This window comes from Glycomyces sp. NPDC048151, assembly GCF_043202775.1.
Taxonomy (GTDB): Bacteria; Actinomycetota; Actinomycetes; order Mycobacteriales; family Micromonosporaceae; genus Glycomyces.
Genome location: NZ_JBIDBB010000003.1, coordinates 412,142 through 436,273, shown reverse-complemented (window position 1 = coordinate 436,273; position 24,132 = coordinate 412,142). Strand labels below are relative to the sequence as shown.

19 protein-coding genes are annotated in these 24,132 nt (G+C 71.5%); 14 read left to right on the top strand and 5 right to left on the bottom strand.

The annotated features are described in order from the left end of the window. The first annotated feature begins 33 nt into the window (after positions 1-33). Together ACGGCP_RS08705 and ACGGCP_RS08700 are read left to right on the top strand one after the other, a co-directional pair. Entirely contained in the window at positions 34-846 is an 813-nt protein-coding gene (locus ACGGCP_RS08705; RefSeq protein ID WP_392963072.1) for a hypothetical protein, read from the top strand. Positions 847-1,085: 239 nt separating this feature from the next. Next, the gene (locus tag ACGGCP_RS08700; protein ID WP_392963069.1) at positions 1,086-3,371 is read left to right on the top strand and encodes an SCO7613 C-terminal domain-containing membrane protein; all 2,286 of its coding nucleotides are present in this window, start codon (positions 1,086-1,088) and stop codon (positions 3,369-3,371) included. A gap of 44 nt (positions 3,372-3,415) precedes the next feature. Here the strand turns inward: ACGGCP_RS08700 and ACGGCP_RS08695 are convergent, their stop codons facing one another. Next, on the bottom strand, positions 3,416-4,072 hold the full coding sequence (locus ACGGCP_RS08695; protein WP_392963066.1) for an NADPH-dependent F420 reductase: 657 nt from the start codon (positions 4,070-4,072) through the stop codon (positions 3,416-3,418). Between the two features lie 189 nt (positions 4,073-4,261). Here ACGGCP_RS08695 and ACGGCP_RS08690 point away from each other — a divergent pair, with 189 nt between their 5' ends. The 3 genes from ACGGCP_RS08690 to ACGGCP_RS08680 all read left to right on the top strand — a co-directional run bounded on the left by ACGGCP_RS08690 (position 4,262) and on the right by ACGGCP_RS08680 (position 7,485). Beyond that, positions 4,262-6,871, top strand: a complete 2,610-nt coding sequence (locus tag ACGGCP_RS08690; protein ID WP_392963063.1) for an SCO7613 C-terminal domain-containing membrane protein — start codon at positions 4,262-4,264, stop codon at positions 6,869-6,871. Between the two features lie 90 nt (positions 6,872-6,961). Beyond that, the gene (locus ACGGCP_RS08685) at positions 6,962-7,183 is read left to right on the top strand and encodes a hypothetical protein (protein WP_392963061.1); all 222 of its coding nucleotides are present in this window, start codon (positions 6,962-6,964) and stop codon (positions 7,181-7,183) included. Further along, the gene (locus tag ACGGCP_RS08680) at positions 7,180-7,485 is read left to right on the top strand and encodes a hypothetical protein (RefSeq protein ID WP_392963059.1); all 306 of its coding nucleotides are present in this window, start codon (positions 7,180-7,182) and stop codon (positions 7,483-7,485) included. Before ACGGCP_RS08685 ends, ACGGCP_RS08680 begins: the two co-directional genes overlap by 4 nt. Before the next feature lie 69 nt (positions 7,486-7,554). On the opposite strand, the gene dxs is transcribed toward ACGGCP_RS08680, so the two are convergent. Further along, positions 7,555-9,483, bottom strand: a complete 1,929-nt coding sequence (gene dxs, locus ACGGCP_RS08675; RefSeq protein WP_392963056.1) for a 1-deoxy-D-xylulose-5-phosphate synthase — start codon at positions 9,481-9,483, stop codon at positions 7,555-7,557. A gap of 317 nt (positions 9,484-9,800) precedes the next feature. On the opposite strand from dxs, the gene ACGGCP_RS08670 reads away from it, so the two are divergent. From ACGGCP_RS08670 to ACGGCP_RS08640, 7 genes are all read left to right on the top strand, one after another. Continuing rightward, positions 9,801-10,730 (top strand): hypothetical protein, encoded by a 930-nt coding sequence (locus tag ACGGCP_RS08670; RefSeq protein ID WP_392963054.1) that lies wholly within the window; start codon positions 9,801-9,803, stop codon positions 10,728-10,730. A gap of 233 nt (positions 10,731-10,963) precedes the next feature. Continuing rightward, positions 10,964-12,085, top strand: a complete 1,122-nt coding sequence (locus ACGGCP_RS08665) for a glycine betaine/L-proline ABC transporter ATP-binding protein (RefSeq protein WP_392963051.1) — start codon at positions 10,964-10,966, stop codon at positions 12,083-12,085. Beyond that, a complete protein-coding gene (locus ACGGCP_RS08660; RefSeq protein WP_392963049.1) occupies positions 12,082-12,981 on the top strand; it encodes an ABC transporter permease in 900 nt (299 codons plus the stop codon). The genes ACGGCP_RS08665 and ACGGCP_RS08660 overlap by 4 nt, the downstream gene beginning before the upstream one ends. A gap of 55 nt (positions 12,982-13,036) precedes the next feature. After that, a complete protein-coding gene (locus ACGGCP_RS08655) occupies positions 13,037-13,948 on the top strand; it encodes a glycine betaine ABC transporter substrate-binding protein (RefSeq protein WP_392963047.1) in 912 nt (303 codons plus the stop codon). A 220-nt stretch (positions 13,949-14,168) separates the two neighbouring features. Continuing rightward, positions 14,169-15,827, top strand: coding sequence for an RICIN domain-containing protein (locus ACGGCP_RS08650; protein WP_392963045.1), 1,659 nt, complete (start codon positions 14,169-14,171; stop codon positions 15,825-15,827). A 223-nt stretch (positions 15,828-16,050) separates the two neighbouring features. Further along, positions 16,051-17,352, top strand: a complete 1,302-nt coding sequence (locus tag ACGGCP_RS08645) for an alginate lyase family protein (protein ID WP_392963043.1) — start codon at positions 16,051-16,053, stop codon at positions 17,350-17,352. A 337-nt stretch (positions 17,353-17,689) separates the two neighbouring features. After that, positions 17,690-18,841: a DUF5685 family protein gene (locus ACGGCP_RS08640; RefSeq protein ID WP_392963585.1), complete on the top strand. Its 1,152-nt coding sequence runs from the start codon at positions 17,690-17,692 to the stop codon at positions 18,839-18,841. Positions 18,842-18,978: 137 nt separating this feature from the next. Here the strand turns inward: ACGGCP_RS08640 and ACGGCP_RS08635 are convergent, their stop codons facing one another. The 3 genes from ACGGCP_RS08635 to ACGGCP_RS08625 all read right to left on the bottom strand — a co-directional run bounded on the left by ACGGCP_RS08635 (position 18,979) and on the right by ACGGCP_RS08625 (position 22,596). Then, on the bottom strand, positions 18,979-19,779 hold the full coding sequence (locus tag ACGGCP_RS08635; protein ID WP_392963040.1) for a hypothetical protein: 801 nt from the start codon (positions 19,777-19,779) through the stop codon (positions 18,979-18,981). Between the two features lie 72 nt (positions 19,780-19,851). Beyond that, on the bottom strand, positions 19,852-21,033 hold the full coding sequence (locus ACGGCP_RS08630) for a class I SAM-dependent RNA methyltransferase (RefSeq protein WP_392963038.1): 1,182 nt from the start codon (positions 21,031-21,033) through the stop codon (positions 19,852-19,854). Positions 21,034-21,558: 525 nt separating this feature from the next. Beyond that, positions 21,559-22,596, bottom strand: a complete 1,038-nt coding sequence (locus ACGGCP_RS08625) for an LD-carboxypeptidase (protein ID WP_392963037.1) — start codon at positions 22,594-22,596, stop codon at positions 21,559-21,561. Positions 22,597-22,788: 192 nt separating this feature from the next. On the opposite strand from ACGGCP_RS08625, the gene ACGGCP_RS08620 reads away from it, so the two are divergent. Beyond that, positions 22,789-23,457, top strand: coding sequence for a potassium channel family protein (locus tag ACGGCP_RS08620; protein WP_392963034.1), 669 nt, complete (start codon positions 22,789-22,791; stop codon positions 23,455-23,457). Beyond that, on the top strand, positions 23,454-24,119 hold the full coding sequence (locus tag ACGGCP_RS08615; RefSeq protein WP_392963031.1) for a potassium channel family protein: 666 nt from the start codon (positions 23,454-23,456) through the stop codon (positions 24,117-24,119). Before ACGGCP_RS08620 ends, ACGGCP_RS08615 begins: the two co-directional genes overlap by 4 nt. Positions 24,120-24,132: the final 13 nt, after the last annotated feature.

Here is a 24,132-nt window from a genome sequence, read left to right as displayed (position 1 = left end):
TGACCTGGCTTTCCTCGCCCCTACGGTTGCCGAGTGCAAATTCGCAAGATCATCGAAGGCGTGACCGGCACGGTCCGGAGCGCCGCGGCCGGGATCTCCCAGCGGTCGAGCAAATTCTTCACCAGCAGCGAGGGCGAGCACCACCGCGTCCGCCGTCTCGCCGTCGTCGGCATCGCAGCCGCCGTCTTCACCGGCTCCGGCGCCACCGCCGCGTGGGCCATCAGCAACACCGAGGAGCCCGTCACCGAGGTCGCCGCCGAGGCGCCCGCCGCGACGACCGAGGCCCCCGCCACCACCGAGGCTCCGGCGACCACCGAGGCGCCCGCCCCGACCGAAGAGGCCACCACCGAGGAGGCTCCGGTCGAGGAGGAGACCACCGAGGAGCCCGCCGGGCCCGTCGACATCGACGTCTCCGACCTCGACGACGAGCAGGAGGCCAACGCGGTCACCATCATCGAGACCGGCAAGGAGCTCGGCTTCGACGAGCAGGGCTGGGCCGTCGCCCTCGCCACCGCGATGCAGGAGGCGAAGCTCTACAACGCCGCCTCCGAGGCCGTCCCGGAGAGCTTCGAGTACACCGACTCCGAGGTCACCTACTCCGACCACGACTCGGTCGGCCTGTTCCAGCAGCGCACCTCGATGGGCTGGGGCTCGGTCGAGGAGCTCATGGACCCGGCCACCTCCGCGAGCAAGTTCTACAACACGCTCAAGGACGTCGACGGCTGGGAAGGCATGTCGGTCGCGTCGGCCGCCCAGGCCGTGCAGGTCTCGGCCTACCCGGACTACTACGCCCAGTGGGAAGGCCTCGCCTACGACATCATCGACGCGTACAACAGCGCTAACTGACGGCTCGCAAGCTTCGCCGAGACTGCGAGCTAACAAGGCTTGATCCTCCTCCCGATGGAACGGGGCCCCGCTGCTGCGAGCGGGGTCCCGTTCCTCTTTTCACGAACGGGAACCGTTTAGAGGAACCCACGATTTTTCGCGGCCCCGACCGACCGTGCCCGTCCGGTTCTTGTGCGGCCCCGACAAAACGTGCCCGATTTGTCTTATTCACGGTTTGACAGGACCTCAACACTGTCCGTATGAACCAAACCGACACCCCTCCCCCCGGCGTCGAAGGCCCGCTGCCCTACCCCGGGCCTCCCCCGGTCGGCGCCCCGCCCGCCGTGAGCGCCGAACGCCGCGCCGAGATCACCACCAAGTCCGTGCAGATCGTCCTGCTCTGCCTCGGCGGCCTGCTCCTGACCGCGGGCATCATCGTCTTCACCGCCGTCGCCTGGCGCCAGCTCGGCGACGGCGGCCGCCTCACCATCCTCGCCGGGGCCACCGGCCTGCTGCTCGCCGTGCCGCTCGCGCTCACCAGGTTCCGCCTGTGGGCGACCGCCGAGACCCTGGCCGCCACCGCGACGCTCGCGCTCTGGTGCTCGGCCCTCGCCGGGTACTACCTGTACCTGCCGAGCGGCACCGGGCTCACCGCCGTCGCGGTCGCCCGCTGGACCGCGCTCGTGCTCGCCGCCGCGATCCTCTACCGGATCGCCGCCCGCGTCAGCGCCCCCGGCTGGGCCCTTCTGCCGCTCGCCGCCGCGGGCGCGGCGTTCGCCGCGTTCGGCGACGCCGTCGAAGCGGCCCTGCACATGGGCCTCATCGGCGCGGTGCTCGCCGTCGCGGCCTGGACCGTCCGCGTCGCCCCGACCCGCCACACCGCCTCCGACCAGTGGTCGGCGCGCGTGCTCCTCGCCGCCGGGATCACCACCGTGTTCCTCGCGGGCCTGCGCGCCGCGTTCGGCCTCGACGCGGCGCTCCTGCCCACGGTCGCGGCCGTCGCGTGCCTGCTCGCCGCCGCGATGCTGCTCGCCTTCGTGCACGCCCACGGCACCGGCGCGTCCCGCCCGGCCGTGCTCGTCCTCGGGCTCACCGCCGGGACGCTCACCGTCACCGCGTGGATCCTGGCCCTCAGGGCCGGGGAACCGCACCTGGCCGTGCCCGGGTTCGCGCTCGCGATCGCCTTCGTCATCGCGTTCGCGGCCTGGACCGACCCGAACGAGGACGTCGCCTGGATCGCCCCCACGGCCGCCGCCGCCACGGTCGTCACCGCGCTCGCCTCGCTCGGCGCGGTCACCACCGACGCGCGCACGCTCACCGCCTACGCCGGAGCGACCGCCCTGGCGCTCGCGGCCGCGCTGATCTTCCCGGCCCCGCTCGCGGACGCCGTGCGGCGGTCGGCGGCCACGGTCGGGGCGGGCGTCCTCGCCTGGTGCGCGGCCCTGAGCCTCACCGCGTTCCCCGTCGCCTTCGGCGCCGAACCGATCGCGGCCCTCGGCTGGGAGGTCCCCGCGGTCGCCGCCGCGTGCGCCCTCGGCGTCACGGTGGTCCGCACCGGCTGGCGACGCGACTACCTCGCCGTCGTCACCGCGGTCGCCGCGCTCGGCGCGGGCGGGCTCGCGGACATCGAGTGGGCGCCCGCCGCGTCCTTCGCGGTCGCCGCGCTCGCGGCCCTGGTCGTCGCGTTCGGCTCGCCGGGACCGATCCGCCGCGTCGTCGCCTGGATTCTCACGCACCTGTGGATCGCCGCCGCCACGCTCGCCGCGACCTACGAGCGCGCCGAGAACAGCGTCGACGCCCAGCCCGCGTTCATGGCAGCCGCGATCTGCGCCGCCGCGCTCCTCGCCGCGGTCCACGCGAAGCCGCCGGCGAACGCCGCGGCCCGCACCGCCGCCCGCGTCAGCGCCCACGGCGCGATCGGGGCGTACCTGGTCTGGCTCACCGCGCCGAGCCTCCTCGACGGCGTGAACCTGTACGCGCCCTTGGCGTTCCTCGCGTACGCCGCCGCGCTCGCGGTCGCCTCGCTGGCGAGCGAGCACGGCCGGGTCGGGTACGCGTTCGGTTCGTGCGCCGCCGCGACCGCCGCGCAGCTCCTGCTCACGGCCTACAGCGGGACCGACACCGTCGAGTACTACACGGGCCCGCCCGCGCTGCTGCTCCTCGCCGTCGGCCTCTGGCTGCTGCGCCGCAACCCCGCCACGGGTTCTTGGGCCGCGCTCGCCCCGGCGCTCGTGCTCGGCTTCGGGCCGTCGCTGGCGCTCGCGCTGGGGACGGACGGCGAACCGTGGCGGCGCATCGCGGTCGGCGCGGCGGCCCTCGCGGTGCTCCTGCTCGGGGCCAACCGCCGCTGGCAGGCACCGCTCGTGCTCGCCGCGGTCGTGCTCGCCGTCCTGGCGGTCAACGAGATCGTGCTCGTGTGGAGCCTCGTCCCGAAGTGGGCGCCGCTGTCGGTCGGCGGCGCGATCCTCATCGCCGCCGGGGCCACGCTGGAGCAGCGCCGCCGCGACCTCGCCCGGCTCAGCCGCTCGCTCAAAGCCATGCGCTAGAACGAAGGAGAGGGCCCCGCGTCGGCGACGCGGGGCCCTCCGGCCTATCGGGCGATCTTGAAGTTGAAGCGGCCGTGGCCCACGGACAGGTAGATCCGCAGCCAGAACGCGAGTGCGAGCTCCGCGCCGCGCGCGGCCTCGATGCCGCCGAGGTCGAGCACGTCGGTGTGGCCGATCTGCTCCAGCAGCGCGGTCGCGACCCGCTTGGCCTCGGGGTCCTCACCGCAGACGAACACGGTGTGGTCGCCGCCCGCGACCACCTCCGGGTGCGCCATGACCTCGCCGTTCATGGTGTTGAGGGTCTTGACGACGCGCGCGCCGGGGAAGGCCCGCTGGAGGCGCTCGCCGAGGGAGTCGGTCTCGTTGGCGCCCACCAGCGGCAGGCCGTCCGAGGGGGTCATCTCGTTGGCGACGTCGAGGAGGACCTTCCCGTCGAGGTTCGCCGCACCGGCGGCTTCGAGCACGGCGAGTGAGTGGTTTCCGGCGGAGGCGTTGACGATGAGCTCGGCGTCCGCTGCGGCCTCCGCGAACGGGGCGAGGGCGATGCCCGGGCGCTCGGCCGCCCAGTCGGCGAACTCGCCGCCGCGGGCGAGGGTGGCCTCCGGGTCGCGCGTGCCCACCGCGACCTCGTGGCCGATCTCGGCGAGCCGTCCGGCCAGGGCGCGGCCGACGGAGCCGGTGCCGAGTACTGCGATCTTCATGGTCGTCCTTCGGGGGTCGGGGATCGGGGCGTAGGAGATTCAAGCACACGCGGGTCCGAACCGATTAGAGGAAACCTGAAAGAATTCACGGCGGAAGCAGGGCCCGCATGCAATGCCCGTTGTAGCAGGCCTACAAACTGCGTCCGATTTGCCCGAATCAGAAGTTGACAGGACCAGCACACTGTGCACATGAACACGTACAACTGCCCGCGGTGCGGCAGCCCCTCCACGATCGAGCGGTGCCCGGTGTGCGGTCGCGGACCGGAGCCGCTGCTCGCGCGGCTCGGCGAGCTCGACGCCGTGCTGGCGACGATGCCCGCGACACTCCAGAGCCGCGCGGCCGTCGAGGCCGAGCGCGTCAGCGTCCTCAAGGGACTCACCGAGGTGGCGGCCCGCTACCTCGCCGAAGCCGAAGGCCAGGCCCGCTCCGCGCCCACGCCGCAGGTCCCGGCGTACGCCGCCCCCGCCGCGCCGACCACGCCCCCGGGCGGCGCCCCGCAGGTGCCGGTCATGCCTCCGCTCCCGCCGTACCCCGAGATACCGCCGCACACGCCGCCCGGCGGCGCGTTCGCGATGCCGCGCGAGCGCGGCGAAGTCGGCTCCAAGACCGTCCAGACCGTGCTCCTCAGCCTCGGCGGGCTCCTCGTCGCCGCCGCGCTCATCATCTTCACCGCCGTCGCCTGGCGCAACATGGGCAACGGCGGCCGCGCGGGCGTCCTCGGCGGCGTCACCCTCCTGCTCCTGGCGATCCCCTTCGCGCTCAAGCGGTTCCGTCTGTGGGCCACCGCCGAGACCTTCGCGGCCCTGGCCGCGCTCGCGCTCTGGTGCACGACCCTCGCCGGGTACTACCTGTACCGGCCGCCGAGCGCCGAGTTCGGGCCCGAGGCCGTGGGCGCGTGGACCGCGGGGGTCCTCGTCGTGCTCGCCGCCTACCGGGCGCTCGCGCGGCTCACCGCGACCAGCTGGGTCATGCTGCCACTCGCGGTCATCGGATCCGCTTACGCCGCAGCCGGAAGCATCGGCACCGCCGTCGTCCTCATGCTCGTCATCGCCGGGACGCTCGGCGCGGCCGCCTGGATCACCGGGAAGCGCCCCGGCCAGTACGCGACCTCCGACAAGTGGGCCGGACGGTTCCTCACCTGTGCCGCCGTCGTCGCCGCCTGCTCGGCGGGCCTGCGCGCGGCCTTCGGCGTCGAGGACCCGGTAGTCCCGTCGATCGCCGCCGCCGTCGCGGTCCTGGCCGCCGCCAACCTCATCGGCGTCCACTTCGCCCAGCGCCTCGGCGTCACCCTCAACACCATGCTCATCGCCGGGTCCGCCGCCGGTTCGCTCGTGCTGTGCGCGTGGGTCCTCGCGGTCCGGTCGGGCTCGCCCGAGCTCGTCATCCCCTCGCTGGCCCTGCTCTGCGCGGGGTTCCTCCCGCTCCTGGTCACCCGCCCCCGCAAGAGCGCCTGGGCGTTCGCCTCGGCCGTCATCGCCGGGCTGTGCGGGCTCGCCGCGTTCGCGATCGTCGCCTTCGACGCGCCCGACCTGGCCGCCTACTTCACGGCGTTCCTCGCCGCCCGCCTCCTCGCGCCAGTCCTCGCCGACCCGCTCGGCAGCGCCTTCCGCACCGCGTCCTACGCGGTCGGCACCGGCACCGCCATGATCGCCTCGCTCGTCGCCCTCGGCGGCCTCGGGTACCTGTTCTGGGGCAACGACATCGGCTGGACCCTCTACAGCGCGGAAGTGCCGATCGTCCTGGTGGCCTTCGCAGTCGCCTCGGTGCTTCTGCCGAAGCGGTTCCGCGTCGACGGCGCGGCGCTCGCCGTCACGTTCGCCGTCGCATCCGGCGCGATCCTCTGGTGGGACCAGAACCCGGCCCGCTTCGACGCGGTCCCCACGGTCGCCCTCCTCGTCTGCGCCGCGATCGGCCTCGCCGCCGCCCTGTTCTCCAGGACGCTCGCCGGACGCTGCACCGGCTGGGTCGCGCTCGCCGTCTGGGCCCCGCTCGCCGGGGCGGCCGCCGACGTCAGCACGTCGCTCGACCTCGACGACGCCTGGATCCGCCTGTGGCTCACCGTGACCGCCGCCGCGATGCTCGTCATCGCCGTGGGCGCGCCGCGCCGCAGCCGCCCCGACCGGGTGCTCGCGGCCGTCCTCGCCCACGTCCTCGGCGGCACCACCGCCGCGGCCGGCCTCCTCATCGACTTCTTCGACTGGACGTACGACGACGACGCCACCGACCTGGTCCCGGCCCTGCAGTTCGGCGTCTACGCGCTCGCGCTCGCCGGGGCGGCGATCATGGCCCCGGTCCGCAAGTGGGGGTATGTGATCGCGGCGCTGTGCACGGGTTCGCTCGGCTGGTGGTCGCTGCTGGCCGCGCTCGACGTCAGCACGCTGGAGTTCTACACCGCGCCGCCCGCCGCCGTGCTGTTCCTCATCGGACTGTGGCGGCTCGAGCGCCACCCGGACACCGGGTCATGGTCGACGCTCGCGCTGCCGATCCTCATCGGCCTGGCGCCCAGCCTGCTGCTGGCGATCGACGACGGGAACGAGTTCCGCCGCGTCGGCGTCGGCGCCGCCGCGATCGCGGTGATCGTCGCCGGTCTCGCCCGCCGCTGGCAGGCGCCGCTCGTGCTCGGCTCGATCGCGCTGGCGGTCCTGGTCGTGAACGAGCTGCTGCTCCTGCGCGGCCACATCCCGACCTGGGTCCCGCCCGCCATCGGCGGCGCGATCCTCCTGGTCATCGGCGCGACCTTCGAACGCCGCCGCCGCGACCTCCGCCGCCTCCGCGAGGGCCTGAAGGCCATGCGCTGACAACGAAAGAGGCGCGGCCGGTCCGAGAGGACCGGCCGCGCCGTCCCTTCCGTCGCGCTCCCGCACACGAAGGGATGTATGATCGTGTGTATGGCGAGGCACAATATCAACATCAGTGACGAGGTCTGGCAGATCGCCGCGAAGTCCGGCAATGCCAGCGCCTACATCGAGAGAGCGGTCAAGGCGAACTATCTCCGTGAGGTCGAAGAGGCCGCGAATGCGGTCGTCGCGGCGCTACCGCAGTCGGAGATCGACGCGTTCTTCGCCTGGGGTTCCGCCGCCACCGATCGCGAGCTGGGGAACGACCAGTGAGCCACGAGCCGGGACAGGTCTACAGGCTCCCCGCCAAACCCGATTCACTCGTCGTGGTCTTGTCGTCGTCAGCCGCCAACCGGACATCCGGCTGGGTCACGGTCTGCATGTACGGCCTGACGGGCATGGTCGGCAACCTCTCCGCATCGGATCAGCTGCACAGTCTCACTCCGTCACCCGGGTTCATCGTCTGGACGATCCACCAGTCGGTTCCCTCAAGCACGTTGCGGGATTCGATCGGCACTGTGGAGACCGCCGCGCTCGTGACAGCGCGCTTCGCGATGGAAGCCCGTTTCTCTTAAGCTGAAGGCATCTTCATACGCAACGAAGGCGCGGCCGGTCCTCTCGGACCGGCCGCGCCTTCGTTGCGTTCAGTGGTGGTGGTGGCCTTCGTCTTCGCCGCGGCGGTGGACTTCGGCGGCGAGGCGGTCGGCGATCGCGTCCGGCGTGAGGCCGAGGTCGGCCAGGAGCTGGGCACGGGTGCCGTGCGGGTGCCAGCCGCGTTCGACGGCGAAGTCGACGAGCGGGGTCTCGTCGCCGGAGTCGCGCAGGGACTGCGCGAGCGCGTCGCCGAACCCGCCGGTGCGGATGCCGTCTTCGAGCGTCGCGACCAGCGGGTACTGGCCCGCGAGCTTGACGAGTGCGTCGGGGACCGGCGAGATCCAGCGCGGGTCGACGACGGTGGCGCGGATGCCCTGCGCCGCAAGGAGTCCGGCGACCTCGACGGCGATCGCGGCGAAGGAGCCGCAGGCGACGATGAGCAGTTCGTCGTCCTCGTGCTTGACGAGCACGTCGAGTCCTTCGTGGACCTCGACCGCCTCGATGTCGGCCTCGGGGATCGCGCCCGTGGGGAAGCGCAGCATCGTCGGGCCGTCGTCGACCGAGAGCGCCTCGGCGAACTCCTCGCGCAGCGAGGCGGCGTCGCGCGGCGCGGCGATGCGCAGGCCGGGGACGACGCGGAAGATCGAGGTGTCCCAGATGCCGTAGTGGCTCGGCCCGTCGGGGCCGGTGATCCCGGCGCGGTCGAGCACGAACGTCACCGGCAGCCGGTGCATGGCGACGTCGAGCACGGTCTGGTCGAACGCGCGGTTCATGAACGTGGAGTAGACGGCCACGACCGGGTGCATGCCGTTCATCGCCAGGCCCGCGGCGGAGGTGACCGCGTGCTGCTCGGCGATGCCGACGTCGAAGACGCGCTCGGGGTGGCGCTTCATGAGCTTGTCGACGCCGGTGGGTCCGGGCATCGCGGCGGTGATCGCCACGACCTCGGGGCGCAGGTTCGCCTGCGCCACGAGCTCGTCGGCGAACACGCCGGTCCAGCGGCGCTTGGAGGCGCTCAGCGGTTCGCCGGTGATCGGGTCGAACGCGGCCGACGGCGCGTGCATCTGCTCGGCCTCGTCGGCGCGGGCGGGGGCCCAGCCGTGGCCCTTCTCGGTGAGGGCGTGGACGATCACGGGCCCGCCGAAGCGCTTGGCGCGGTCGAGGGCCTCGCTGAGCTCGGCGATGTCGTGGCCGTCGACGGGACCGACGTACTTGATGCCGAGGTCGGAGAACATGCCCTGCGGGGCGAGGGCGTCCTTGAGGCCGGTCTTGGCGGCGTGGAGGCCCTGGTAGGCGGCGCGGCCGAACACGGGGATGCGTTCGACGAGCTCCTGGATCCGCTTGAGCGCGGGCTCGTAGCCGGGGTTGAGGCGCAGGCCCGAGAGGCGCTTGGCGAGGCCGCCGACGGTGGGCGCGTACGAGCGGCCGTTGTCGTTGACGACGATGACGAGCTTGAGGTCGTCGCGGGCGGCGATGTTGTTGAGCGCCTCCCAGCACATGCCGCCGGTGAGCGCGCCGTCGCCGACGAGGGCCACGACGTGCCGGTCGGACCCGCTGAGCGCGTGGGCCTTCGCGAGGCCGTCGGCGTACGAGAGGGACGTGGAGGCGTGCGAGTTCTCGACGAGGTCGTGCGGCGACTCGGCCTGGCTCGGGTAGCCGGTGAGGCCGCCGCGCCCGCGCAGGCCGCCGAACTGACCGGCCCGGCCGGTCAGTGCCTTGTGGACGTACGACTGGTGGCCGGTGTCGTAGACGATCTGGTCGTGCGGGGAGTCGAAGACCCGGTGGATCGCCATGGTCAGCTCGACGACGCCGAGGTTGGGGCCGATGTGGCCGCCGGTCCTGGCGACGGCGCCGACGAGGAATTCGCGGATCTCCTCGGCGAGCCGGGGGAGCTCCTCCTCGTCCAGCGACTTGAAATCGGCCAGCCTGCCGATGCCGGACAGCAGCGGGCCCATCTCGGGTTCGTCGTGCGGGTTCATAAGGGGGAAGTCTATCGGTGAGGCCGTGCGGGCGGTAGCTGCGCGAGCGCGGCTGGGACGTGTCTCATGGGCGTGCGCCAGGCGTGATCTGCGCGTCAAGGGGAGGGAAGCGGGGTCACCGTTCGCGCGTGCGGGGGTGACGCAGGCAGGCGGTGTTCGGATCGGGGCCCGCGCACTGGAAGTTCATCCGGAAGGGGGACCCGGCCGGAGGCCGTCGTCGCCACGCAGGCCTGACTGTCGGAAAGCAGTCACTCCCCGAAAGGGACACGCCGTGCGAAAGCCGGGCCGGGTCGTGATCGAAATGTGATCATCCCAACATGGACCTCATCGACCTGCACCAGAACACGGAATGGCCCGCGCGCCTCGACCAGGTGTTGAGCTCCTCCCCGGTGGACTGGGCCGACCGGCGCGACAGCGTGCAGGCCGCGGCCCCTCCCGGGCTGGCGCGGCTCCAGCGCATGTCGGCCGTCCCGCGGTTCGACCTCGACGCGGTGGACCCGGAGGTCTACGAGGGCATCCTGGAGGACGCGCTCATCGCGGCCGCGCGCGGCGGCGCGGTCTACACCGAGCTGCGCCTGCCCCAGGAGTCGGTGGTGTACCCGCAGTTCATGGAGCGGTTCTCGGCCGCGTGCGAGCGGGTCGCGGAGGCGTACCCGGGGTTCAGCGCGGGCGCGGTGCTGAGCATGAACCTGTGGGACCCGATGCTGCGGGAGCTGTGCGACGCGTTCGGAGACGCGGCGGCGGCGGGCCTGGCGGGTATCGAGATCATCTACGTCCCCTATGCGGCCGAGGCGGACTGGACGCGCGGCCGGATCGTGGCGGAGGCGGCGGGCGCGGCCGGGCTGGGCGTCACGGTCCCGGCGGGGGCGTTCAACGCCTCGAACCTGGCGTCGCTGGCGGAGATCGAGCAGATCGGGCGGATCGGGCACGCCGTGGGTGCGGCGAGCGACCCGGGGATCATGCGGCTGCTGGCCGATCGCGGTGTGACCGTGGAGGTGTGCCTGACGTCGGCGGTGGTGCTGGGCATGGTCGCGAAGCTGGAGGACCACCCGCTGCCCCGGTTCATGGAGGCGGGCATGGCGGTCGTGCTGGGCACGGACTCGCCGATGCGGATGGGCACCGACATCGCGGGCGAGTACGAGAAGGCGCGGGCGCTGGGGCTGAGCGACGAGGACCTCGCGGTCGTGTCGGCGCGGGCGAAGGCGGCCCGGCTCCGAGCGCGACCTTCGTCGAACGGTCACGAATAGGCCTCGACTTGGTCTCCTGACGGCGTCAATTCTTCAGAACGTCGGATTGTCGACAATCAAACCAGCCTTCATTTGACATCCTTTATCGAGGCGTTGAGCTGCGGAAATATCGCGCGCCAACGGCTCGTGTCGGTCTTATCACGCGCTGCTCGGGTTGAAAAAACACAGGTGTTGACTAGTGTTTCTCCGGTTCCCGCCCCCAACCGGAACCCCCTGCTGCTCGAAAGGACGAGATGTCAGCGATAGCAGTTGATTCCCTGTACAAGGTCTTCGGCAAAGGCGCCCGAAGCGCCGTCGCCCAGCTGAAGAGCGGCACCCCGCGCGACCGGCTCAAGAACGTGACCGCCGCCGTCATCGACCACAACTGGTCGATCGAGCCCGGCGAGATCTTCGTCGTCATGGGCCTCTCCGGCTCCGGCAAGTCCACGCTCATCCGGATGCTCAACGGGCTCATCAAGCCCACCTCCGGGACGATCCGCATCGACGGCGTCGAGCTCGGCTCGCTGTCCAAGCGCGAGCTGCGCAGGCTCCGCCGCGAGAAGATCAGCATGGTCTTCCAGCACTTCGCGCTGCTGCCGCACCGCAGCGTCGTCGAGAACGTCGCGTTCGGCCTGGAGATCAAGGGCCTCAAGAAGGCCGAGCGGCTGGAGCGCGCGAGGGAGGCCGTCGAGCTCGTGGGCCTGTCCGGCCACGAGGACAAGCTCCCCGCCCAGCTCTCGGGCGGCATGAAGCAGCGCGTCGGCCTCGCCCGCGCGCTCGCGGCCGACACCGAGATCCTGCTCATGGACGAGGCGTTCAGCGCCCTGGACCCGCTCATCCGCCAGGAGATGCAGGACCAGCTGCTCGACCTGCAGTCCAAGCTGGGCAAGACCATCGTGTTCATCACGCACGACCTGAACGAGGCCATGCGGATCGGCGACCGGATCGCCGTCTGCGACGGCGAGGTGAAGCAGCTGGGCACCGCCGAGGACCTCCTGCTGCGCCCGGCCGACGAGTACGTCGCGGAGTTCACCGCCGACGTCGACCGCACGCGCGTGCTCACCGCCGAGGCCGTCATGGTCCCGTGCCGCACCGTGCTCACCCCCGACGAGCTCGCCGCGGCCGACCGCGACGTCACCCAGTTCGACACCGTCGCACCGGACGTGCCCGTCAACGAGCTGTACGAGTCGGTCCTCAACTCCGACCGGCCGGTCCTGGTCGTCGACGAGCAGTCCGACCGGCTCGGCGCGGTCACGCCCCGGGCGATCCTGGAGACCCTCGCGAACGAGCCCGCCGCCGAGGCCGCGCCGGACGCCGCGACCGCGACCGCCGCGCCCGAAGCCGCGGCCCCGGGCAGGGAGGTCGCCGCGTCATGATCGAGTACCTCCGCAACTGGTTCTGGACCTACATCTGGAAGCCCCTGCCCGACATGCCGTTCGGCGACTGGATGGAGACGTTCATCCGCTGGGCGAGGGACGCCTGGTCCGCCGGGTTCGACGCGATCGACACCGGCCTGGAGTTCCTCTACCTGCACCTCGCCGACGGACTGCTCTGGCTCCCTTCGGGAGTCATGGTGCTGCTGTTCGCCGCCGCCGCGTGGGCCGCGAAGGGCTGGAAGCTCGGCGTCGGCATCGGCCTGGGCATGTTCGTCGTCGCGTGGACCCCGTACTGGGAGCAGACGATGCAGACCCTGTCGATGGTCCTCGTCTCGGCGGTGATCGCGATCCTCCTGGCGATCCCGCTGGGCGTCGCCGCCGCCGAGAGCAAGGCGTTCTCGGCCGTGGCGCGGCCGGTCCTGGACTTCATGCAGACGCTCCCGGCGTTCGTGTACCTCATCCCGGTCGTGATGCTGTTCAGCGTCGGCGTGGTCCCGGGCATCATCGCGACGATCATCTTCGCGATGCCGCCGGGCGTGCGCCTCACCGAACTCGGCCTGCGCCAGGTGGACCCCGAGGTCGTCGAAGCCGGGCAGGCCTTCGGGGCCTCGCCCGCGCGGATCCTCGCGCGCATCAAACTGCCGCTCGCGCTGCCGACGATCATGGCCGGGCTCAACCAGGTCATCATGCTCGCACTGTCCATGGTGGTCATCGCGGGCCTCGTCGGAGGCGGCGGCCTCGGCTCGGTCATCTCCGGGTCCCTGGGCCGCTTGGACATCGCCGCCGGGTTCAACGCCGGACTGGCCGTCGTCCTCCTCGCGATCCTGCTCGACCGCGTGACGCAGGGCCTGTCCGACCGCACCCCCGTCGCGCGGGCCGCGAAGCTCGCCCGCTGAAGCCGAACACCCCGCACACCCGAGGCGCACGCCCCCGCGCCGGAGAGAAGGAATCATGCAACGACGTTCGATCATGAAGGGCGCCATCGCCACCGGCGCCGTGACCCCGCTGGTGCTCGCCGGATGCTCGGTCGAGGAAGAGCCGGGCGAGGCGTCGGCCGAAGGCGTCGACTTCGGCCTGCCGAAGGGCGAGGGCGAGATCAAGATCGGGTACATCAACTGGGACGAGGCGGTCGTCGCCACCGAGCTGTGGCGCCAGGCGCTCACGGCCTCGGGGTACACCGTGACCGCCCAGGAGTTCACCGAGGTCGGGCCGCTGTTCGAGGGTCTGTCCTCGGGCGACCTGGACGTGTTCCTCGACGGCTGGCTGCCGATCACGCACCAGACGTACATGGACACCTACGGCGACCAGCTCGAGCAGCTGGGCACGTGGAACGAGAACGCGGCGCTCACCGTCGCCGTGCCGTCTTATGTAGACGTCGACTCGCTCGCGGACCTCAACGCGAACGCCGCGCTCTTCGGCGGCCGGATCGTCGGCATCGAGGCCAGCGCGGGCCTGACGGAGGCCGTGCAGAACAGCGCGATCCCGACGTACGGCATCACGGACCTGACGCTGGAGACCTCGTCGACGACGGCGATGCTGACCGAGCTCGACAGCGCGATCGCGGCCGAGGAGCCGATCGTGGTGACGCTGTGGCAGCCGCACTGGGCGTACGCGAAGTACGACCTGAAGAACCTGGCCGACCCGGAGGTGACGCTGGGCGAGGCCGAGACGATCAACACGTTGGCGCGCCTGGGCTTCAGCGAGGAGTTCGCCGATGTCGCGGCGGCGCTGGGCACGTTCGCGATGAGCGACGAGCAGCTGGCAGGCCTGGAGAACACGGTGTTCTCCGAGCACGGCGGCGACGTGCAGGCGGGCGTGACGGCCTGGCTGGCGGAGAACGAGTTCTCGGAGCTGGTCGCCTAGGGGTTCGTGAACACCCTCTAGTCCCGGCCGCCGTTCCCACAGGCGGCGGCCGTTCGGTGCGGGATCGGGCCGCGGTCCCGCACCCTTCCTTGTTCATTAGTATTGATATCTGTTGATGTATCGATTAGAATGTCACATGTCACCTCGTTTTCCAAACAGGTGGCCACAGGTAGCGGTGGCATTCCCCGGCATCGCGCACCGCATGGCGCATTGGAGCACCATGTCCAGCACCCATAGCAAGACAGCCGCACTCCCCCGCCGGCGCCTCTTCCAGGGCGCGGCCGCACTGGGCGGCCTCGCCGCTTTCGGCGCCGTCCCAGCCGTCCAGGCCCAAGACGTCGGCGCCCTCGCCGTCCACCCCGGCATGCTGCACACCCAGGCCGACATCGACCGCATGTACGCGAAGGTGAGCGCCAACCAGGAGCCGTGGCGCAGCGGCTGGGAGCGGCTCATCGCCAACGGCCACGCCCAGACCACCTGGGCCGCGCGGCCGACCGCGACCATCATCCGCGGCGGCGACGGCCAAAACTACCCGCAGCTCTACAACGACATCCACGCCGCCTACCAGTGCGCCCTGCGCTGGAAGGTCTCCGGGAACACCGCCTACCGGGACAAGGCCGTCGAGATCCTCAACGCCTGGTCATCCACACTGGAGTCGGTGGGCGGCAACGCCGACCGGTTCCTCGCGGCCGGGATCTACGGCTACCAGTTCTGCTGCGCCGCCGACCTCGTGCGCGGCGCGCCCGGCTTCGACCTCGGCGCGTTCCAGGACATGATGACCAGCATCTTCCTGCCGATGAACGACCACTTCCTCACCAACCACAACGGCGCCTGCATCACCAACTACTGGGCGAACTGGGACCTGTGCAACATGGCGAGCAAGCTCGCCATCGGCATCATCTGCGACGACTCCGCGATCATCAACGCCGCGGTCGACTACTTCTGGAACGGCGAGGGCAACGGCTCGATCGAGAACGCCATCCCGTTCGTCCACAGCGGATTCCTCGCGCAGTGGCAGGAGTCGGGCCGCGACCAGGGGCACTCGATCATGGGCATCGGCATGATGTCGAGCTTCATGGAGATGGCCTGGAACCAGGGCATCGACCTGTACTCCGCGCGCGACCTCGCGTTCGGCAAGGCCGCCGAGTACGTGGCGCGCTACAACCTCGGCTACGACGACCTCCCGTTCACCAAGTACACGTGGGGCACCGGCGTCAACTGCGACTACCGGGAGCACACCGTCATGGGCTCGGGTGGGCGCGGCCAGCTGCGCCCGGTGTGGGAGATGGTCTACAACCACTACTCCGTGCGGCGCGGCCTGCGGATGCCGAACGTCGCCCGCATGGCGGCCCTCGTGCGCGCCGAAGGCGGCGGCGGGGATTACGGCACGACCTCGGGCGGGTTCGACACGCTCGGGTTCGGCACCCTCGCGCACACCCGGTCGACGCCCGCGGTCGTCTCGGGCGGCGTCTACACGCTCATGGCCGAGCGGCTGGGGCTGGTGCTCGACAACGGCAACGTCACCACCGAAGGCGCCCAGGCAATCACGTGGGCCGACAACGGCGGGAACCCGCAGCGCTGGCGCATCACGGACGTCGGCGGCGGCTACCACAAGCTCGTGAACCTCCAGTCGGGCAAGGCCCTCGACAACTTCTCGGTGACCACCGAGGGGGGCAAGGTCGTCCAGTGGACCGACAACGGCGTGGCGGCGCAGCGCTGGCGCATCACCGACGTCGGCGGCGGAGCAGTCAAGCTCGTGTGCCAGCACTCGGGCAAGGCCCTCGACAGCGCCAACCTCGAGGCGAACGGCGGCGGAGCGATCCAGTGGACCGACACCGGGGCCGTCCAGCAGCGCTGGAACCTCAAGCGGGTCGCATAGCGAAGCGGACGGCGGGGAGCGGAGGGCTCGCCGCCGTCCCTTGTGTTGCAACACAATGCGATTGTCCGATTACGTCGGAAACTCTGGAAATATGTCGTTTGATCTTGAAGATTGTTTATGCGGCCTTTAGACTGGCCGACGGCGGCGGCCTCCCCGGCACCGCCCGCCGAAATCCGCGGTGGCATTCCCCGGCATCGCACACCGCATGGCGCATAGGAGCACCATGTCTACTGAGGACAACATCATCGAACCGAAGAAGCAGGGCCCGAACCTCAAGCGGCGCAGGTTCATCACCGGCGCGATCACCGCGGGCGGCCTCGCGGCCGCCGGAGCGGGCGGGCTCGGCATCGCGGCGGCACAGGACGGCGCGGACGACGTCGCCGCCCAGGCCTCCCACCCCGGCCTCCTCCACACACAGGCCGACTTCGACCGCATGAAGGCCAAAGTCGACGCCGGGCTCGAACCGTGGGTCGCGGGCTGGAACAAGCTCACCGCCAACAGCCACTCCCAGTCCACGTGGGCCGCGCGGCCCACCGCCGTGATCATCCGCGGCGGCGACGGGCAGAACTACCCGCAGCTGTACAACGACATCCACGCCGCCTACCAGAACGCGCTGCGCTGGAAGGTCTCCGGCACCACCGCGCACCGCGACAAGGCCGTGGAGATCCTCAACGCCTGGTCCTCCACACTGGAGGCCGTCAACGGCAACGCCGACCGCTTCCTGGCCGCCGGTATCTACGGCTACCAGTTCTGCTGCGCCGCCGACATCGTCCGCGACGCCCCGGGCTTCGACCTCGGCGGCTTCCAGGACATGATGACGAGCATCTTCCTGCCGATGAACGAATCGTTCCTCACCAACCACAACGACGCGTGCATCACCAACTACTGGGCCAACTGGGACCTCTGCAACATGGCGAGCAAGCTCGCCATCGGCCTCATCTGCGACGACCAGGCCATCACCGACCAGGCGATCGACTACTTCTGGAACGGCGAGGGCAACGGCTCCATCGGCAACGCCATCCCGTTCGTCTACGACGGCGGCCTCGCCCAGTGGCAGGAGTCCGGCCGCGACCAGGGCCACTCGATCATGGGGATCGGACTCATGTCGACCATCATGGAGATGGCCTGGAACCAGGGCGTCGACCTATACGGCGCCAACGACAACGCCTTCGCCAAAGCCGCCGAGTACGTGGCGCGCTACAACTCCGGGCACGACGACCTGCCGTTCACCAAGTACACCTGGGGCACCGGGCAGAACTGCGCGTACAGCGAGCAGACCGTCATGGGCTCGGGCGGACGCGGCCAGGCCAGACCGGTGTGGGAGATGGTCTTCCACCACTACACCTCGCGCCGGGGCTACGCGATGCCGAACGTCGGCGCCCTCGCGGGGACCAACAGCCCCGAAGGCGGCGGCGGGGACTACGGCACGACCTCGGGCGGGTTCGACACCCTCGGGTTCGGGACGCTCGCCCACGTGCGCCTCACCTGGGACGAGATGCCCGGCGACCTCAAACCGCTCGGCTGAGCCGAGACCCGCACGAACGTGACGCGCCCGGCGGCGGACCGCCGGGCGCGCGCGTGCTCCCCGCGCGCGAAAACCCGCCCGGATTCATGCGTATGTGCTAATATGTTGGTGCGCTTTGCGGGCCGCCCCCCTCGCTGAGCGCCCCGAGACCCTGCACGCCTCCCAGACGCGACCGCCGACCCGCGCTCGGCGGTCGCGTTGCGTCCCAAGGACCTCCAGCCTCGTACCCACGCCGTGGCGCTCCACCACTACCATCTGCGGAGACACGCCCCCAACGGCAGGCCGCGGCATTCGGCCCCCGGCCCGCCGTCGAGAGCTAGGAGACCACTTGTTCGGCATGCTCGCGCCCTGCCCCTCCCGCACCCCCGACGACCTCAAACCCCGCTGGATGGGGCATTTCTGCGGCCTGTGCCTGGAACTGCGCGACGACGCGGGCCAGTTCGCCCGGCTCACCACCAACTACGACGCCCTCGCGCTCTCCGTCCTCGTCGAAGCCCAGCAGGGCGACGCCGCCGACAGCCGCAACGCCGGCCCCTGCGCCCTCCGCGGCATGCGCCGCCAGACCGTCGCCTACGGCAGCGGCCCCCGCCTCGCCGCCACCGCCTCGCTCGTGCTCGCCTCCGCGAAGATCCGCGACCACGTCGAAGACGGGGACGGCTTCGCCGCCAAGCCCGGCGCGCGCGGCATCGCCGGGCTCACCGCGGACCGCCTGCGCGCCAAGGCCGTCGCCATCGGCGACTCCATCGACCTCGACACCGCGCCGCTCTTCGCCCACATCGAAGGCCAGCGCGGCGTCGAAGCGGCCGCCGTCCACGGCACGCCGCTCACGTCCGTCACCGCCCCGACCGAGGCCGCCACCGCCGAGCTGTTCGCCCACGCGGCGCTCATCGGCGGCAGGCCCGAGAACACCGAGGCCTTCCGGACCGCCGGAGCCGCGTTCGGACGGCTCGCGCACCTGCTCGACGCCGCCGACGACTTCGAGGACGACGCCGCGCGCGGCGCGTGGAACCCGCTGGCCGCCACCGGCTCCGGCATCGAGGACGCGCGGGCGCTGGCGAAGGCCGCTCTGGCGGACATGAAGCGCGCCTTGGACTCGGCGGTGATCGTCGACGCGTCGATGGTGGGCCTGCTGCTGGACCGGTATGCGCGCCATGCCTTCTCGAAGACGTTCGGGTCGTCGTGCTCGACGCACGGGGCCCCGGTCGCGGAGCGCCGCGGCTACCGGGAGCGCCGGGACTACCGCAGGGACCACCGCCGCGAGCGGCGCAGCCGCTACGAGGACGACTACCGGTACCACCGGCCGGAGCCGCGCGGGTTCCTGGCGGGCCTGTGCGCGTTCACGGTGCTGTGCTGCACGTGCCAGATGTGCTGCCGCGAGGAGTACGAGGGTCCGTGGTCGCGCAGGCGCCGCGAGGGCTGCTGCCGCGACTGCGACTGCTGCGACTGCTGCCCTTGCGACGGCGACTGCTGCGGGTGCGGCTGCGACTGAGCGGTCCGGCCCCGGAAGGGAGCGACGCGTTCACCGTCGCGGAACCGCACCTGGCTCGCGCTCGGCTGACGGGCCGATCCCGTGTATCGGTTGCGGAGTCGTCCGCCGCTTGGCGGACGACCGGCTGCGGCCGTCGGCTACTGGGGCGGCTGCGGCCAGCCTTGCGACGCTGAGGAACCGGGGGCGGGCGGCTGCTGGACCGGCGGGGTGTACGGGCCGGGCTGGTTCGGCGGCGCGGCGTTCGGCCGCGGGGCGGCGTCCCTCCACTGGGGAGGCGGCGGCTGGTAGCCGGGGAAGAGCTGGTCGTCGGCGGCCGGGCGCTGCTCGGGGGCCTTGGCCGACTGGTTCCCGGGCGTGTCGCGCAGCCAGTTGCCTACGGGCTTGGTGTAGAGCAGGCCGAGGACGCCGAGGACGGCGACGAGCTGCACGATCGCGAACGGGACCTTGAACGCGCCGATGAAACCGCACAGGGAGACCAGGCCGAGGAAGCCGAGTCCGATGTAGAGTCCGGTCTTCGGGTCCTGGAACCCGAAGCGGCCCAGGCGTTCCCTGGCGATCCCCCAGATGAGGACGAGCGCGACGGCGGCGACGAGCAGGCTCGACAGGATGTTGAGCACGAGCCCGACGCCCGAGTTGAAGAACGAGGCGATCGCGACCGAGATCGACAGCGAGATGCTCATGAGCACCACGCCGGCGGCGAGGTAGGCCCAGAGCAGCCGGAGCATCCACGTGACCTGGCTGAGGCGGCCTTCCATGGGCACGAAGCCCCAGCGCTGCGCGAAGGTGGGCGCGGGCGGGAGGACCGGCCCGGCGGGCTCCCCGGGCTGGAAGGTCCCGTACGGGTCGTGCGGACGGTACTCGAAGGACGGCGAGGCGGGGCCGGTCTGTTGGGGATTCGGCTCGCTCGCGGGCCCGGTTGCGTAGGGGGGGTTGGTCATCGATCGGCTCCGAGGCTGCGGTCAGTGGCGGTAGTCAAGTTATCGCAAAGCGCCCGGCGGCGCGGCCCCCGGTCAGTAGTCGACGAGTTCGAACAGGGCGATCGTCTCGAAGTGCTGCGTCATGGGGAACGCGTCGAAGGCGCGGATGCGGGTGAGCTCGTAGCCCTCGATCGCGAGGTCCTTCGCGTCGCGGGCCAGAGCGCCTGCGTCGCAGGCGATGTAGCAGATCGCGCGGGGGCGCGCCTCGCCGAGGGCGACGACGACCTCGGGGCCCGCGCCGCTGCGGGGCGGGTCGAGGACGACGAGGTCGACGGAGCCGAGGTCGGGGGCGATGTGGGCGACGTCGCCTTCGATCGCACCGGCGTTCTTCCAGGAGGAGAGGTTCGCGGCGGTGCGGGAGGACGGCGCGTTCTCAACGGCCACAACGCGTCCGGTGTCGCCGACGGCTTCGGCGAGCCCGGAGGCGAACAGCCCGGCCCCGGCGTAGAGGTCCCACGCGGACTCGCCTTCCTGCGGGTTCAGGAACTCGAGGGCGCAGGCGAGGAAGGCGGGGGCGGCGGCGGGGTGGACCTGCCAGAAGCCGTCGAAGCCGAGCTCGAACTCGTTGTCGCCCACCTTCTGGTGCACGAGTTTGGGGCCGCTCTTGTGGTGGGGGCGGGCGGTGCGGCGCAGCTGGGTGTAGACGGCGAGCTCGTCGTCGTGGGAGTCGACGACGCCGACCGCGCCCATGCCGTCCCAGGTCTTGGCGAGGATGTCGGACTCGCGGATGCGCTCGGTGGCGATGGCGCACTCGTCGATGTGCACGAGGTCGTGGGACTTGTGGACGCGCAGGCCGGGGCGGCCGGCGTCGTCGACGGCGTACTGCATGCGGGTGCGCCAGCCGAGCGCGCCCTCGTCCCAGGGGAGCTCTTCGACTTCGACGCCTTCGAGCCGGGCGGGGTCGACGCCGCCGATGCGGGTGAGCTGGTCGGTGAGGACGCGGGCCTTGAGGCGGCGCTGGGCGGCGGGGGCGGCGTGCTGGAAGTCGCAGCCGCCGCACTTGCCGGGCCCGGCGTAGGGGCAGGGGGGTTCGACGCGGTCGGGCGAAGCCTCGATGACTTCGACGGCGTCGGCGAACGCGAAGCGCTTCTTGCGCTCCTTGATCTCGATGCGGACGGTCTCGCCGGGCAGGGCGTGGCGCACGAAGTAGACCTCGCCGTCCACGCGGGCCACGCAGTGGCCTCCGGCTGCGACGTCTGCAACGGTGACGATCATCGTCCTCAAATCCTCAAGCTCTCCGCCGCCGGAAGTCGGCGGGCCGCACGCCAGGATACGGGTTCGCAAACCGCCCTCGCCGCGACTTACCACGCGGGTGTGACATCCGAATTCCGGGCCCCCCGGGGATACCCTACGCGCAGGGTCCGACAGTGAGCGCCCCTCACCTGCGACGACACTCCGAAAGCCAGCGCGGCGGGAGGACGGCGGCCGGGGGCGCGTGGGCGGTGAGGCAGTGCCACGCGACGCGTCACGCGTGACGTATTACCGCAGCCGGGCGGTAGTCGGCGCAAGCGCGGGCGCGCGATCGTGGTGCGTGACGCGTGACGTATTACCGCGGCTGGGCGGTAGGCGGCGCGAGCGCGGACGCGCGGTCGTGGTGTGTCACGCGTGACGTATTACCGCAGCCGCGTGGCCGGGCGGCGCGAGCACGGGAACGCGGTCGTGGTGTGTGACGCGTGATGTGCCACTGCGGGTGCCGGGATGATCCGCGAAGGCGGGCCCCGGCACACCGCGAGTGGGCCGTCAGTCCGTCACGGCCGCTTCGATGGTGAGGGTTCCGGCGGCCGTGTCGAGGGTGGCTTCGGTGCCGAGGGGCATGACGCGCGGGTCGAGGCCGTGGCCGACCTTGAGGCCGCCGATGAGCGGGATGCCGAGGCCGCCGAGGCGGTCCATGAGCATCTCGTTCATCGTCCACTCGCCGGGCGTGTACTCGTCGTGCTCGTCGGGCGAGAACTGGCCGACGGCGATCCCGGCGAGGTCGTCGAAGCGCCCGGCGCGCAGCAGGCGGGTGAGCATCCCGTCGACCCGGTAGCGCGCCTCGTCGACGTCCTCCAGGAACAGGATCGCGCCGTCGAGGTCCGGCCAGTTGCCGTCGTCGGGCTCGGCGTCGAGCAGCGAGAGGTTGCCGCCGTACAGCGGCCCCGTCGCGGTGCCCGCGACCTCGACGGCCGACGTCGGCTCGAGCGGGTCGCGGGTGAGGACGACCGGATCGGCGGTCATGAGGGCCGTGCGCAGCGACTCGGCGGTCGCGGCGGTGTTGTTCGAGGACCAGGCCACCATCGGCGAGTGCAGGCTCGACAGGCCCGTGGCCTGGTTCGCGGCCAGGTGCAGCGCGGTGATGTCGGAGTAGCCGACGATGAGCTTCGGGTTGTCCGCGAGGCCGTCGAAGTCGACCTGGTCGATGATGCGGGTGGTGCCGTAGCCGCCGCGGGCGGTCATGAGCGCCTTCGCCTCCGGGTGGTCGAGCGCGAACTGCAGGTCGGCGAGGCGCTCCTCGTCAGGCGCCGAGAGCCAGCCGTACGTGTCGAGCGCGTGCTCGGTCAGCTCGACCCGCAGCCCCCAGCCTTCGAGGATCGCGACGCCCCTCGCGACCGCCGCGGCCGTGGTGGGCCCGCCCGGGGCGGGGACGACGACGAGGTCGCCGGGCACGAGCTTGGCGGGCTTGCAGGCCTTGGGCTTCGCACTGGCGGGCGAGGCGGCCGCCGCGGCGACGACGGCGCCCGCGGCGATGCCGCCGATGAGGGCGCGTCGGGACAGGGCGGGACGGGGTGCTTGACGCATCGGGGCTCCTTCTGGAGTTGTCGGATTACTCCATCAATAGACGCATAGGCGGCGTGTTTTCCATACCCCCGTGACCGGTTTTTCTGAGTGTTCACCGGTGTCACGGCGTCCGCCCCGGGCGCGACCGGCGGCGCGGTATCGTCACGGGATCAGCCTCGAGGCAAGGGGCGCCGACGCGAGGGGTGGAGCCGGGTGCATGTGGTGATCATGGGCTGCGGGCGCGTGGGCTCGTCGCTGGCGCGGAGCCTGGTGGAGCGCGGGCACACGATCGGGATCATCGATCAGAACCCGAAGGCGTTCCGCCGCCTGGGCCCGGACTTCGACGAGACGACGGTGCGCGGCGTCGGCTTCGACCGCGAGGTCCTCCAGAAGGCAGGGATCACCCGCGCCGACGCGTTCGTCTCGGTCTCCTCGGGCGACAACTCGAACATCATCGCCGCGCGGGTCGCGCGCGAGAACTACGGCGTCCCCAACGTCATCGCCCGCATCTACGACCCGCAGCGCGCGACAGTCTACGAGCGCCTCGGCATCCCGACTGTCGCCACCGTGCGGTGGACGGCCGACCGGCTGCTTCGCCACCTCCTCCCCGACGACCAGGAGCCACTGTGGAGGGACCCGACCGCGACACTGTCGATGGTCGAGATCCGCTGCGCCGAAGCCTGGTACGGCACGCCGCTGGCTCACCTGGAGGAGGCCACAGGCCACCGGGTCGCGTACATCACCCGCTTCGGGAGGGCCACCCTCCCGGGTTCGTCCACAGTGCTGCAGGACGGCGACCAGGTGTTCATGCTCGTCGCCGACGGGGACGAGCCCCGCATCCGCGAGATCGCGGGCGCCGCCCCGCGGGGAGGTGCCGCATGAGGGTCGCCATCGCCGGGGCCGGGAACGTCGGCCGCTCGATCGCCGCGGAGCTGGTCGGCAACGGCCACCAGGTGCTCCTGATCGAACGCGACCCCGATTCCATGCGGCCCGAACGGGTCCCGGAGGCCGAGTGGCTGCTCGCCGACGCGTGCGAGCTGGAGAACCTGCGCCAGGCGCACCTCGAGGGCTGCGACGTGGCCGTGGCCGCCACCGGCGACGACAAGGTGAACCTCGTGGTGAGCCTGTTGTCGAAGACCGAGTTCGCGGTGCCGCGCGTGGTCGCCCGCGTCAACCGCGCCGAGAACGAGTGGCTGTTCAACGAGGAGTGGGGCGTCGACGTCTCGGTCTCCAAGCCGCGGCTGCTCGCGGCGCTCGTCGAGGAGGCCGTGAGCGTCGGCGACCTGGTGCGGCTCTTGACGTTCCGCCAGTCGCAGGCGAACCTCGTGGAGATCACGCTGCCGATCGACGCCCCGCACGTCGGCAGCCGCGTCGCCGAGGTCCCGCTGCCGCAGGACGTGGCGCTCGTGGCCATCATCCGCGGCCGCCGCGTCATCCCGCCGACCCCGGACGACACGCTCGAGTCCGGCGACGAGCTCGTGTTCGTGTGCAACGAGGACGCCGAGGAGGAGACCCGCTCGGTCGTCCTGGGCGAACGCCCGTAACCGCACCGCCGAA